This window comes from Candidatus Defluviilinea proxima, from assembly GCA_016721115.1.
Taxonomy (GTDB): Bacteria; Chloroflexota; Anaerolineae; order Anaerolineales; family Villigracilaceae; genus Defluviilinea; species Defluviilinea proxima.
Genome location: JADKIW010000001.1, coordinates 4,594,461 through 4,608,160 on the forward strand (window position 1 = coordinate 4,594,461; position 13,700 = coordinate 4,608,160).

Genomic DNA, 13,700 nt, shown 5'->3' on the forward strand with positions numbered 1-13,700 from the left:
ATTTCATCCTCACAATACTTTTTGGAACGCGCGCAACAACTCGCCACGTTGTTCAAATCCACTCTCGCCGAGTTCAGAGAGACAGATGTAGATCCGTTCGCGACAACGATGCAAGAGACCCGAGACCAACCGTGCCAAAGCCTGTTTGCTATATTGAACATCATCAACGTCTGTCCACACGCGGCCTGGTTCCCATCCACGCGAAAGCACATGCGGATGTGTCAACGGCTGGGACAACCTCTCGTACCAACCATTCGAACCGATATCCAACCAAAATTGGACAGTCACCGGACGGTTCATCATCAGGAAGGTGTGGGCTGGTGCGACCAAAACAGCATTTTTCTCCTCTGATTGCCAGCCTTCGAGATACGATGCGGCAATGACTCCATCCTGCAACATGGCAATATATTCCCGCCCCATATCCCCTATTCCGCCAGTGGACTCCATCGCCATACGGAATTTCTTGACCGACTCTACCAAACTGGCCGCTACACGGACCGCGTCAAAGTTGGAGTGATAGCCAAAACCCGGTTGCGACAGCACCTCGCCAAACAGTTTACGGAAGAAATGATCCAAAGGTAGGACGTTCGATGCTCGGTATTCGTCCATCCATTCCCGAAGCCTTGCATAACGATTGCCTATGGAGAAAGTGACCCGTTCTTGCATCTCTGGCTTGATCTCATCGAAAGAAGAAAGCCGCAGATCACGCTGACGATAGACGATCTCGGTCAAAAGCTGTGCGCGGACAAGGTCAAGCCCTTCAATGGACTGCATCAATGCATACGCCACATCAAATTTCGGAGGGTGAACATTCCAATGTGGATGCGCCAATACAGCCAAAGTGATCAGTGCGTTCGAGGCTGGCTCATCGCGCAAAGAACGGGATGGTCTGTGGGAACGCCACGGGATATTCCGTGCTTCGAGTCTATGTGTGATGGAGAAGCGCAAGGCATCGGAGAGATAAGGGGCAAGGATCACAATATCAGAAGGACGAAGATCGAGAGATGAAGGTTGATTTAACAGTCCTTCGATTTCATCCACGACGGAATCCAACAATTCGGGATAAAAGTGTCTGGAAATAATTCCCAAGGCATCCCCTGACGATTGGTCATCAACGTTTGGAACTGTGTCCGGCAGGATCGCTTGGGCTAATCCATCATTCAACCCGTCTACGCCGTCCGACATGACAAAGCTATCTTGCAATTGGATATGCTCGTCGCACACTTCGCGCAACGCCCAACCTGTGTGAATGTCTGCGCCGAGGAAATAGCGGAAGCCTGCGCCCTCATCGTAGACTAACAAAGCCGATTCAAAGGAAGGAAGCCAATCGCGAATAATGTCATGCGCACGCGGACCATCCTCTTCGAGGTTATCGTAGATCAAGTGACGATACATGCGCGAAAGATAATCGCGGACAATATCCTGCGGCCACAAAATGTTCGCAAAAACATCGAGTTGTAGCGAGAAGTCCAACAGGTTATGAGCAAGGCAATACTGTCGAAACTGATTCGCACATTCTTGCGCATCTTGATACACACGTCGTTGGGCGGGATCACCAAAGTAGGATACATCAAGCCGCGAACCGATCTCGGTATGTGGGAAACCGATCACAGCCGCTTTGTTGAGATTATCGATGATCTGGGAATACAAGCGGTTGCGGTCAATGGTGACCGACTCAAAGAAACCTTGATCCAATAACGGGCGGACAAGATAAGCCATGTAATATTGCGCGGTTTCAAGCGTAAGAAACACAGGAGGCTGTTCGGGGTTCGCAAACCCTGCCGCTTCTGCCGCAACAGGCCAGAACAAGTCCACCATGCGGCGAGCCAAACCACCGATTGTCGCGGGAGTTACTTCTCCCCCAGCGCTTCGTTCGGGGCTGTAAAGCAGATCAAGATACGGCTCTTGCAACGTCCGTTGCGGGGTGAGCATCAAGATCGATTCGCCGGGCACGCCTTGCGAAAGCAGATAACGCATACGCTCCACACCGGCTGTGGTCTTACCGGTCCCTGCGGGGCCGGAGACGAAGAGTTTTAGGTCAAGGGGAGATTCAACAATTTGACGCTGAGGCAGGTTGAGGTCCGACATGAAGCGAGGGTACAGGAGAGCCGTTGTTTTGTCAACGTGAAAGCCCGCGTCTTTCCCAGCCGAGGCCTGCTCCTGTTCAAAAAACTTGTTTCGCCGTTGACACAATCCCCTCCCCACATGTATAATACCGTCCGCTTCTGCCTCAGCAGTAGGAATCGCTGAGGCGGTTGTTTGTCGAAAGGCAAAATACCCCCAGCTTCCCCGTCCACCGGCGATGAGTGCACGAACTCCGCAGGCAAACGGTGAAGTGAATGACTGGAGATCATACAATGAGATTTGCAATCGTGGAAAGCGGCGGTAAGCAGTTTCGTGCCGTCGAAGGGCGAACCATCGAAGTGGATCGCCTTCCCCTTGAAAAGGGAGAACAATTCAATATCGAACGTGTCCTGCTGATGGCAGATGGCGATGACATTCTAGTGGGAACCCCCACCGTGAGCGGCATCGAAGTCAAAGTCACAGTAGCCGACCACATCAAAGGCCCCAAGATCGACCGTTTCAAATACCGCCCGAAGAAACGCATCCGCGTACGCGGTGGGCATCGTCAGCAGTACACTCTGTTGATGGTGGACTTCATCGGCAAGCCCGGTGAGACTCGCAAGGTTGAGAAACCTGTTGTCGAAAAAAAGGCTGAAGCCGAAGTAGTAGTAGAAGCAGAGCCAAAGGCTAAGAAAGAAGCGAAGCCAAAGTCCGAAAAGAAGGCCACTGCACCCAAGTCTTCCGCGAAGAAGACCGATAAGAAGTAAAAGAGGTAACCATGGCACATAAAACTGGTGGCGGATCTACCCGCAACGGACGAGATTCAAATGCCCAACGTTTGGGCGTGAAACGCTATGCCGGTGAGTTCGTTCTCTCTGGCAACATCCTTGTGCGCCAACGCGGTACAAGGATCAAGCCGGGTTTGAACGTGAAAGTCGGCAAGGATGACACCCTGTTCGCAGTGGCTGATGGCATTGTGATGTACGATGTTGTTCGCGGCCAAAAGCGCGCAAACATCATCCCGCAGACAGAAGGATAATGAGATGAAGAAGGATATCCATCCCACATACTTCACAGAAGCAAAGGTTACCTGCGCTACCTGTGGCAAGACTTGGACGACCGGCTCCACCAAAAAGGAGATCCGTCTCGATACTTGCTCGAACTGCCATCCTTACTATACCGGCGAAGCCGCCCGCATCCTCGATATCGAAGGTCAGGTAGACCGCTTCTACAAGAAGCTCTCTGTCCGCCAGGACTATGTTGAGAAGCAGAAGGCCAAGGAAGAACTCAAGGGTTCTCCCGAACGCCCTATCGCTGACTTGGGCCTCCCTGCCCGCGCAGTGGAAGCTCTCAAGAGCGGCGGTATTGAAAACGTTGGCCAGCTCCTCGAGAAGTTGAGCGGTGGTAACGATGCCGTGCTCGCGATCTCTGGCTTTGGTCAAACATCCCTGACAGCCGCGAAGAAGAAACTGCGTTCGCTCGGTTACGAACTTCCCGAAGCAGCAGCTTAAGGGTTGCAGAATTAAGTTTCTCAGGTAAACTTACGGGCATGGTGCAAAATTCGCGCCATGCCCGTTTTATTACCCCCACCGCCCTACGGGCACCTCCCCCAAAATCCGACTGGGGTTCGTCGGATTTTGGGGGAGGCTGGGAGGGGGCTGGAGGATTAATGAAACACACTCACGGTTCCATCGAAGTAGTTTGCGGTTCAATGTTCAGCGGTAAGACAGATGAGTTAATTCGCCGCATCGTGCGCGCCAAAATTGCAAAACAAAAAGTGCAAGTATTCAAACCCGCCATTGACGTGCGCTACGCAGTGGAAAAAGTCACATCCCATGCTGGCGCCAACTACGAGGCGATCCCCGTAGAAAAATCCGCAGACATTCGCGAAAAACTCGAAGCGGATACAACTGTCGTTGGCTTTGATGAGGCGCAGTTCTTCGATGCAGAGATCGTCCAGATCGCACAGGAGTTTGCCAGCAAAGGCATCCGCGTTATCGTGGCAGGCTTGGATATGGACTTCCGTGGCGAACCGTTTGGGCCAATGCCGATCTTCATGTCGATGGCTGAGCATGTGGATAAGCTCCACGCTATTTGCATGGTCTGCGGAGATGAAGCCTCACGCACGCAGAGACTGGTCAATGGCAAACCCGCTCGTTTTGACGATCCCGTTGTGATCGTGGGCGCATCCGAGTTATACGAAGCACGTTGCCGTATTCATCACGAAGTGCCCCGCTAGGGTACGAAGTTCCACGTTAGTGGAGCTAACAAATTAAAACTACTAAACTATTGGACTAATCACATGCAAAACTATCAAGAATTCATCGCCGAAACCCTGATAGACGAAAAGACTCTTCAAGCACGCGTCAAAGAATTGGGCGCAGAGATCAGTGAAGATTACCCCGATGGCAACCTGCTCCTCATTTGTATCCTACGCGGCGGTGTGCCCTTCATGGTGGACCTCAGCCGTAGCATCTCCTCCCCACACATGATGGACTTCATGGCCGTCTCATCCTACGGAGTCGGCAGGCGTGAATCCAGCGGCACAGTGCGCTTGACGATGGATCTGCAAACCGATATTCACAACAAGGATGTGCTCCTAGTTGAAGATATCGTTGATAGCGGTCACACTATTGCATCGGTGCTCGAACTTTTGCAGGTACGTCAGCCCAACAGCCTGAAAGTATGTGCCCTGCTCGATAAAGCCGAACGACGCGAAGCAGTTGTCCCTATTCATTATCGCGGGTTCAACATCCCGAACAAATACGTTTTCGGCTACGGCCTCGATATTGATGACTACTATCGCAACCTACCCTTCATCGGCGTGGTAGATCTGGATAAATACCTGCCGCCAAAATAACGCAAAGTCATGCCCGACGATTCTCAATCCGCATCTGCATACGCCGGGCGCTGGGTCGCCCGTGTGCGCGGTCGGATCGTCGCACAAGGGGGAACGCCAGAACAAGCCCTTCATGCCGCACAACAAAGCAGGCATAAGGAAAAATTAGAGATCATGTATATGGCCATTCCATTTTCCCATTCGCCTTTAATAGACAAAGTCCGCGATGTATTGACCGGGCAAACAATTCACCTTGTCGGCGGTGCCGTGCGGGATATGTTACTTAACCGCGTCTCACACGACCTTGATTTTGCTCTGCCTTCGAATGGCATTTCCACAGCCCGAACCGTTTCCAATGCTCTCAACGCAGATTTCATGATATTAGATGATGAGCGCGATACCGGCCGTGTCATCTTTACAGACACAGATGGCACGCGCACCTTCCTTGATTTCGCCACCTACCGTGGAAGTGACCTCGAAGACGATCTCCGCAAACGCGATTTCACCGTCAACGCCATCGCGTTCGATATTCACGCACAAACCATCATTGATCCACTCAACGGTGCATCTGACCTGCGCGCGAAATTGATCCGCGCCTGCTCCCCTACCTCGTTGGCCGATGACCCCGTCCGCATTCTTCGCGCGATACGACAGGCCGCATCTTTCGAATTCAAGATCGAGCTCGAAACGCGCAAAGCCATGAAAGAAGCCGCGCATCTACTCCCCAACATCTCCCCCGAACGCAAAAGGGATGAGATCTTCAAGATTCTCGAAGGCCCTCAACCGAATGTCGCCATACGGGCATTGGAAATGCTAGGCGTGTTCCCGCATCTTTTACCTGAACTCTCTACGATGAAAGGCGTGACACAATCCAAGCCACATATCTATGATGTATGGGAGCATACACTCAGCGTGCTTGGGTATCTCGAAACGATCATTGCCTCATTGCGCATCGGCTATTCCGCTGATGAAACGAATGATATGTTTACTGGCCTTCTCACCCTGCGCATTGGGCGTTTTCGCGAACAATTTGCAAGACATTTCGCTACCACATTGAACACAGACCGCTCCGTCCGCGCGGTGTTGTTCTTCGCGGCGTTGTATCACGATGTCGAGAAACCAGCTACCAGGTCCGTGGATGAGACGGGACGCATCCGATTCTTTGATCACGATATGCAAGGCGCAGAAGCTGTGTCTCGTCGCGGACGGGATTTCAATCTCAGCAACGATGAGATCGAACGTCTCAAACAAGTTATCAAACATCATATGCGGTTTCATTTTTTCACGAGCCGTCTGGAAATCGACAAACAAGAACCTTCGCGCAAAGCCATTTATCGCTTCTTCCGTGATGCGGGTGAAGCAGGTCCTGACCTTGTTTTGCTGGGCCTTGCTGACCTGCGCGGCGTGTACGGTCATACACTCAAACAGGAAACCTGGGTAGCCGCGCTCGATATTGCGCGCATCCTACTCGAAAATTATTGGGAACGACCAGACGAAATCGTTGCGCCACCACGTCTACTGGACGGAAACGAATTGATAAAGGAGTTGAACCTTGCGCCCGGCCGTATCGTTGGCCAATTGCTGGAAGCCATCCGTGAGGGACAGGCAACAGGCAAGGTCTCAACACGCGAAGAAGCTATCGCGTATGCACGCGAAGAAATGAACAAACCGGAGACAGAATGAACATCGTTTACTTTGATCTTGAAAGCCAAAAACTATTTCAGGATGTTGGCGGGCGAGACGCATCTAAACTTTTGTTGGCATGCGGCGTCACATGGTCCACAGAACGGAATGATTTTGCAGTGTACTGGGAAAAGGATGCGGAAGCGCTGGTCGCTGAGTTAAAGTCAGCGGATAAGGTTGTAGGCTTCAATATCATTAGCTTCGATTATGAAGTTCTCAAGCCTTATGCACCGAATGTAAACTTCCGTGCCTTTCGCTCAGTGGACATGTTACAGGATATCTTCCGCACATTGAACTTCCGAATCAGCCTCGATTCAATTGCCAAAGCGACATTTGGTGCGGCCAAAACTGCAGACGGAATCCAATCTGTAGAATGGTTCCGCAATGGTGAGCTGGAGAAAGTCGCTGAGTACTGCAAAGCAGATGTGGATATTACGCGCCGCATCTATGAATTTGGGCGTGATAATGGCTTCGTGAATTACTACTCAAAATTGGGCAGTAAATTAAAGGTGGCGGTGAACTGGAAGTAGCCTTCATCGCCCCATCTCTTAAAGAGAAGAAAGAGATTATGAACAAGATTCTAATTAACGGTATCGAACTTGCTTACATCCGCGAGGGGAAAGGAACGCCGCTGGTGCTTTTGCATGGCTATCCGTTTGATCATCATGTATGGGATGATGTGGTTCCTCTCTTGAAAGATTCATTTGACCTTATTGTCCCTGACCTGCGCGGATTCGGAGAATCCACAACTGTTAACACCCCATACACTGTGGACGATTTCGCATCAGACATTGCCGGGTTGTTGGATCAACTTGGCATCAAAAAGACTGCCATTGCAGGCCACTCGATGGGCGGCTATATCGCTTTGGCATTCGCACGGCTTTACCCTGAACGCATGAGCGGGCTTGGTTTGGTCGCTACGCAAGTTTTGGCCGACCCGCCAGATCGCAAGGAAGGCCGCTACAAATCAGCGGCGGAAGTGGCAGAAAAAGGCATCAACGGTGTTGTAGAAACAATGGCTCCCAAGTTCACTCCTAACGAGCAATTACAAGGCTTTGCCCGCAAGTCCATGCAAGCGCAACAGCCTACGGCCTATATTGGGGCATTAAAGGCAATGGCTGAACGCCAAGATTCCACTCCCCTATTGGCTTCAATGAAGTACCCGGTCGTAGTCGTTCACGGAGACGCGGATGTATTAATCCCCATCGAACGCGCGCGTGAGGTGAAGGTCGCCTTGCCTGAAGCACACCTTGTGGAAATTACCGGTGCAGGTCATATGCCGATGATGGAAGATAGCAAGAAAACCGCAGATGCATTGAAACTTCTCGCGTAAGAGCTTTTCATCAGAAAATAAGAAATTCCCGTCACGGTTGAGGTGGCGGGAATTTCTGTTTAGTGGAACCAGTTTCCAGGTCCAAAAGTGAAGCGTTGCTTATGATGCTGTAAGAGGTTTTGGGGGCCTCGTCAGCATGTTACCGGACGCCGTTAAAGGGGCTGTCCCACTGCGGCGGGTAAGTCGGTTGATATGTGCCACCAGAATTCGACTGGGGGTCGGTTTGGTCAGATAGTCATCGGCCCCTGCGTCAAGAACACTCGCCACCATGGATGGATCGTTTAACGCAGAGAGCACAATGATGGGCACCTGGCTAAACGCACGGACTTCTTTACAGATCTCCCAACCGTCCATCTCTGGCATCATTAAATCCAGGATCACAAGGTCGAATTGTTCATCACGGATAAAGCCCAAGCCTTCAGTGCTATTATTTGTGACGCGAACATCGAAACCATGCGATCTGAGAAGAACAGACAAGAGGTCTGTTACTGCCGTGTCATCGTCAATTACAATGATCTTTGTTGTCATATGTTTGTTTCCTATCGTGTCGCAATTATCACCTAATAGCAAGGCTTTACACTTTGCAGGGTGTTTACAGAATAATACATAAGTGTAAATGTAAAAAAACACTGACAAATGAGTGCAAAAAACATCACTTTTATCCCGGAATGTTTGTGGTAAACTTCACGCTTGGTGAATAATTCACCTTATGCAGGCAAGGGTATTTACCTGATGTACATGGTAAACCGCAGAGATGATAAAAAATTAAACCAACTTTTGTGATCTCGACATGCATGCGTATGGTGGCTGAATAATTTTTTACATGTCTTGGAGGACAATATGGCAACAAAAGCAAAAAAAGCTGTGAAAGCAAAAAGCAGCGCAAAGGCTAAACCAGCTCAAAAAGCCGCCACTGGCAAGAAGTGGGTTTACCTGTTCGAGGAAGTCAAGCTCGCTGAAAAGTATGCAGGTAATTGGGAAGGCGTCCGTTCCCTGCTCGGCGGTAAGGGTGCTGGGTTGGCAGATATGACCCGCGCTGATGTCCCTGTTCCGCCCGGCTTTACAGTCACGACCGAAGCTTGTAACGAATATCGTAAGGCTGGCAAATTCCCCAAGGGACAGTGGGAACAGCAAGTTACCGCCATCAAATCAGTTGAGAAGAAGGCTGGTAAGAAGTTCGGTGACCCCACCAATCCTCTGCTCGTCTCCTGCCGCTCCGGCGCCAAATTCTCAATGCCCGGCATGATGAACACCATCCTCAACATTGGTCTCAATGACAAGGTTGTGGATGGCATGATCGCGACGACCAACAACCCCCGCTTCGTGTGGGACTTGTATCGCCGCCTCGTTGAAATGTTCGGCACCACCGTGTTCGACCTCGATGATGAAGTCTTTGAACACCCAATGGCTGAATACAAAGCCAGCAAGGGCTACAAAGTTGATACCGAAATGACCGGCGATGACTGGAAAGCTTTGGTCTCGACCTTCAAGGAAGTTTTCAAGAAGCACGTTGGTTACGATTTCCCCCAAGACGTTTACAAACAACTTGAGTTGGCAACAGAGGCAGTTTTCCGATCCTGGAGTGGAAAGCGCGCTGTGGACTATCGCCGCGCCACTGGCATCTCCGATAGCCTCGGAACCGCTGTCAACATCCAGACCATGGTGTTCGGTAACACTGGTAACGACTCCGGCACAGGCGTAGCGTTCACCCGCAACCCGTCCACCGGTGATCAGAAGATGATGGGCGAATACCTTTTGAATGCCCAAGGCGAAGACGTTGTGGCTGGTATCCGCAATGCTGACCCAATCGAACACCTCGTCAAGAGCATGCCCACCGTCTACAAGCAGTTCATGGGCATCACCAAGAAACTTGAGAAGCACTATCAGGACATGCAGGATGTTGAGTTCACCATTGAACGCGGCAAACTGTGGATGCTCCAGACCCGTAACGGAAAGCGCACCGCCAAGGCTACAGTGAAGATCGCTGTGGATATGGCCAAAGAAAAGCTCATTTCGAAGGAAGAAGCGATCCTACGTGTAACTCCTGAAAATGTAGACTCCCTGCTTCACCCGCAGTTCAACGAATCCGCGATGAAGAAGGCCGAGAATGAAGGTGCTTACTTTGCCAAGGGTGTGAATGCTTCCCCCGGCGCGGCCGTTGGTCAGGCTTATTTCGATGCCGACACCGCTGAAAGAATGGCAAAGGAAGAAAAGCAACAGACCATTATGGTGCGTCCATTCACCAAGCCCGATGATGTTCACGGTATGATCGCCTCACAAGGCGTGCTCACCAGTGAAGGTGGCGCCACCTCCCATGCGGCAGTGGTTGCCCGCCAGTTCGGTATCCCGTGCGTGGTTGGTGCCTCCGCGATCAAGATCGATCTTGAGAAACGCGTCATGGTTGCTGGCGATGTCACCATTCAGGAAGGCGAATGGATTTCTGTGGACGGCAACACCGGTAAAGTGTTCAAAGGCAAGATCCCCACATCTGCTCCTTCCCTCGAAGAACAGACCGACCTGCTCACCCTCTTGACTTGGGCTGATGAAATTTGCGCTCGCAAAGACATCCGCAAAGCCCCCAAGGGTTGGCCGACACGTGGTCTGCAAGTTTGGGCCAATGCCGATTACCCGAAGGATGCACAACGCGCCCGCTCCTATGGAGCCAAGGGTATCGGTCTCTGCCGCACCGAGCACATGTTCTTCGAACCCGAACGCTTGCCCATCGTTCAGCGCATGATCCTTGCCGGACCCGGCGAAGTGCGTAACAACGCCCTCAATGAACTGCTCCCCTACCAGCGCAAGGACTTCGACGGTCTCTTTGAAGCGATGGACGGCTACCCCGTTATCATCCGCTTGATCGACCCGCCTCTGCATGAGTTCATGCCCGATGAAGAGAAACTTCTCGAAGAAGTGATCACCATGCGCGTGAAGGGTGAAACCGCTGGCTTGGACGAAAAAGAACACCTTCTCGCCGCCATCAAGGGACTTCACGAATCGAACCCGATGATGGGTCTGCGTGGCGTCCGCTTGAGCATCTCCATCCCTGAGATCGTGGAAATGCAAGTCCGCGCCATCTTCGAAGCCGCGGCTGACTGCACACTGCGCAAGATCGTGGTCAAACCCGAAGTCATGATCCCGCTCACCGGCACCGTCAAGGAATTGGAATGGATCCAACCGAGACTCGAACGCATCGCCAAAGCGGTCATGGAAGAGAAGAAGGTTAAGTTTGAATACAAGTTCGGTACGATGGTCGAGATCCCGCGCGCGGCTGTGACAGCTGGTGAAGTTGCCACCCACGCCGAGTTCTTCTCCTTCGGTACGAATGACCTGACCCAGATGACCTACGGTTACTCACGCGATGATGCAGAACGCAACTTCTTGATCACCTATCAGGAACAGGGCATCCTCGAGAAGAATCCGTTCCAGACCCTCGACCGTGGTGGCGTTGGCAAGCTCATGCAAATGGCTATTGCCGATGGTCGCAAGACCCGCCCGAACCTCGAAGTGGGTATCTGTGGTGAACACGGTGGTGACCCCGACTCCATCGAGTGGTGTCACTTGATCGGTAACAACTACGTTTCCTGCTCGCCGTTCCGCGTACCCGTGGCTCGTCTCGCGGCCGCGCACTCCGCTTTGAAGCACAGCGGCAAGGCTATTGCAGAAGACAAGTAAAAGTTAGATAGAAGGTAATTAGAAAGCGGACACACAAATGTGTGTCCGCTTTTGATTCGGGGAGAAAAAAACAATTCGAAACAGAGTCAAGTATCGGTTAAGAATGAAGCGGGGCTTACATCCTTTTGCTATCCCAGTGCGCCGATGATCGCTCCCATAACAACGAAGGTGACGAGGTGATTTCCTGCCTCAAGCGCCCAAGCCAGCAAACGATCTGCAAATAATTTATTTGTCAAACTTGAAGTGGCAACAAATCCAAGCCAAAGCAAAAACCCTGCCGTTGCACCGGAGACAAGCGACACGCCTCCCGTCAGGCTACCCATCGCATGAATCAAGAGAGACAAAAAGACCGCCTGAACGAAAGAAGAAAATATAATGAGGCCCCAAACCAACCCCATGCTGAGGGATGACTTACTGGCATCTTCACCCTCTTTGCCGACAGCTTTCCACCAGATGGGAAAAAAGGTTTTCGGGTTAAACCAGACCGAACCGATCACCATGCTTGCAACCACGCTCAAAACAACAGCCAACCAATTGATAGAACTAAAGTCCATTTCAGCCTCCATTGATAAAGTTAGTTGATATTCTTCAACTCTCGAGACATTATAACAGAACACTTGTTCTAGTAAAAGGACTATATTTTCCCGGCGACATAATCGAGCACATCGATCTTTGTCAGGATGCCGGTCGGTTTGCTGTTTTCTACAACAACAAGCGCGTACCCTGATTTCAAAGAATTCATCGCATCTTCAAGGGACGTTTCAGGCGGAAAGACCGAGTCCGCGTTTTGGACAAGCGGGTCAATGGACTCGTCGTTGCTATGATCGTGTTCTTCAAGCATATGATTGAGCATGTCCACTTCCTCGATCAGGCCGACCAGCGTGCCGTCTTTGCCGACGACGGGCATTTGCGAGACACTGTATTGATGCATCATCGAAACGACCTTGCGCATCGAGTCGCCGAGTTGGGCGGTGTATAACATTTTGTTGGGCTTGGCGATCAAGAGGTCGCTGAGGGTCATCTCGCCAAACTCCATCGAGAGGAAACCGAACTCGCGCATCCATTTATCGTCATAGAATTTTGAGAGGTAACGCGAGCCCGAATCGGGAAGGATGACAACGGGCAAACGATCTGCGGGCAACCTGCGGCAATACTTGATCGCGCCCGCAATCGCGGATCCTGATGAACCGCCTGCGAAGATACCCTCCTGCCGCACGAGTTGACGCGCCCACAAAAAGGACTCGCGGTCACTCGCACGCTCAATCGCATCTACAACGGAAAGGTCAGTCGCCGTCGGCAGAAAGTCCTCGCCAATACCTTCGACCTTATATGTTTTCGGGTATGCACCATCGGGGATCTTGCCCTTGTTCTGCCAGATCTCGGTCAGGATCGAACCTTCGATATCCACGCCCACGATCTTGATATTCGGATTTTTGGACTTGAGATACCGCCCCACCCCAGAGATCGTCCCGCCGGTGCCCATGCCGATGATGACATCGGTCAGACGCCCATCGGTCTGGTCCCACAACTCAGGGCCGGTCGTCAGCTCATGCGTTTTTGGGTTATCGGGGTTGTGATATTGATTCGCCAGTATGGCATTTGGCACTTCACGAGCGAACTTCTTTGCCACTTCATAATAAGAACGTGGATCATCAGGCTCGACAGCCGTCGGTGTGATGACAACCTTTGCCCCATAGGCGCGCAATAACAAAATCTTCTCATTGCTCATCTTATCAGGCATGACGAAGATGGTCTTGTATCCTTTGAGCGCCGCCGCAATGGCAAGACCTACGCCCGTGTTGCCCGATGTCGCTTCAACAATTGTCCCGCCCGGTTTGAGTTCTCCCCGCTTCTCAGCCTGTTCAATAATAAACGCCCCTACCCGGTCCTTGACCGAACCGCCCGGGTTCATCAACTCCAATTTTGCATACAGTGGACAAGGCAGGTCGCGCCCAATTCGTTTCAGCCGCACGAGCGGCGTATTCCCCATCGCACCCAACACGTTATCGTACACACGCTTTTCGGAAGATACTGGTAATCCCATTCTCTCTCCTTTTGGTGAAGTAGAGATATTGTACCGCCAATAAAAAGAACTCCGAGTTTTTGAAA

13 protein-coding genes are annotated in these 13,700 nt (G+C 51.6%); 9 read left to right on the forward strand and 4 right to left on the reverse strand.

Translation table 11 applies throughout. From position 1 onward, the window contains the following. Positions 1–9: 9 nt before the first annotated feature. Positions 10–2,358 (reverse strand): hypothetical protein, encoded by a 2,349-nt coding sequence (locus IPP66_21435; GenBank protein ID MBK9927844.1) that lies wholly within the window; start codon positions 2,356–2,358, stop codon positions 10–12. Between IPP66_21435 and rplU the strand changes: the two genes are divergently transcribed. From rplU to IPP66_21475, 8 genes are all read left to right on the forward strand, one after another. Next, on the forward strand, positions 2,358–2,831 hold the full coding sequence (gene rplU, locus IPP66_21440; GenBank protein MBK9927845.1) for a 50S ribosomal protein L21: 474 nt from the start codon (positions 2,358–2,360) through the stop codon (positions 2,829–2,831). The two genes, IPP66_21435 and rplU, sit on opposite strands and share 1 nt — an antisense overlap. Positions 2,832–2,842: 11 nt before the next feature. Beyond that, positions 2,843–3,103: a 50S ribosomal protein L27 gene (rpmA, locus tag IPP66_21445; GenBank protein ID MBK9927846.1), complete on the forward strand. Its 261-nt coding sequence runs from the start codon at positions 2,843–2,845 to the stop codon at positions 3,101–3,103. A 4-nt stretch (positions 3,104–3,107) separates the two neighbouring features. Next, positions 3,108–3,575, forward strand: a complete 468-nt coding sequence (gene rpmE / locus IPP66_21450) for a 50S ribosomal protein L31 (GenBank protein ID MBK9927847.1) — start codon at positions 3,108–3,110, stop codon at positions 3,573–3,575. Between the two features lie 158 nt (positions 3,576–3,733). Continuing rightward, positions 3,734–4,303 carry a thymidine kinase gene (locus IPP66_21455; protein MBK9927848.1) on the forward strand — a complete coding sequence of 190 codons (570 nt, stop codon included), beginning with the start codon at positions 3,734–3,736 and terminating at the stop codon, positions 4,301–4,303. Between the two features lie 63 nt (positions 4,304–4,366). Continuing rightward, positions 4,367–4,924 carry a hypoxanthine phosphoribosyltransferase gene (gene hpt, locus IPP66_21460; GenBank protein ID MBK9927849.1) on the forward strand — a complete coding sequence of 186 codons (558 nt, stop codon included), beginning with the start codon at positions 4,367–4,369 and terminating at the stop codon, positions 4,922–4,924. A gap of 9 nt (positions 4,925–4,933) precedes the next feature. Continuing rightward, on the forward strand, positions 4,934–6,586 hold the full coding sequence (locus tag IPP66_21465) for an HD domain-containing protein (GenBank protein ID MBK9927850.1): 1,653 nt from the start codon (positions 4,934–4,936) through the stop codon (positions 6,584–6,586). Beyond that, on the forward strand, positions 6,583–7,116 hold the full coding sequence (locus IPP66_21470) for a ribonuclease H-like domain-containing protein (protein MBK9927851.1): 534 nt from the start codon (positions 6,583–6,585) through the stop codon (positions 7,114–7,116). Before IPP66_21465 ends, IPP66_21470 begins: the two co-directional genes overlap by 4 nt. Before the next feature lie 38 nt (positions 7,117–7,154). Next, positions 7,155–7,919: an alpha/beta hydrolase gene (locus IPP66_21475; GenBank protein ID MBK9927852.1), complete on the forward strand. Its 765-nt coding sequence runs from the start codon at positions 7,155–7,157 to the stop codon at positions 7,917–7,919. Between the two features lie 99 nt (positions 7,920–8,018). On the opposite strand, the gene IPP66_21480 is transcribed toward IPP66_21475, so the two are convergent. Further along, positions 8,019–8,447, reverse strand: coding sequence for a response regulator transcription factor (locus IPP66_21480; protein ID MBK9927853.1), 429 nt, complete (start codon positions 8,445–8,447; stop codon positions 8,019–8,021). 312 nt (positions 8,448–8,759) lie between these two features. Here IPP66_21480 and IPP66_21485 point away from each other — a divergent pair, with 312 nt between their 5' ends. Continuing rightward, on the forward strand, positions 8,760–11,591 hold the full coding sequence (locus IPP66_21485; GenBank protein ID MBK9927854.1) for a pyruvate, phosphate dikinase: 2,832 nt from the start codon (positions 8,760–8,762) through the stop codon (positions 11,589–11,591). A 128-nt stretch (positions 11,592–11,719) separates the two neighbouring features. Here the strand turns inward: IPP66_21485 and IPP66_21490 are convergent, their stop codons facing one another. Both IPP66_21490 and IPP66_21495 read right to left on the reverse strand, forming a co-directional pair. Next, a complete protein-coding gene (locus IPP66_21490) occupies positions 11,720–12,145 on the reverse strand; it encodes a DUF1761 domain-containing protein (protein MBK9927855.1) in 426 nt (141 codons plus the stop codon). Between the two features lie 80 nt (positions 12,146–12,225). Next, entirely contained in the window at positions 12,226–13,635 is a 1,410-nt protein-coding gene (locus tag IPP66_21495; protein ID MBK9927856.1) for a pyridoxal-phosphate dependent enzyme, read from the reverse strand. Between the last annotated feature and the right edge of the window lie 65 nt (positions 13,636–13,700).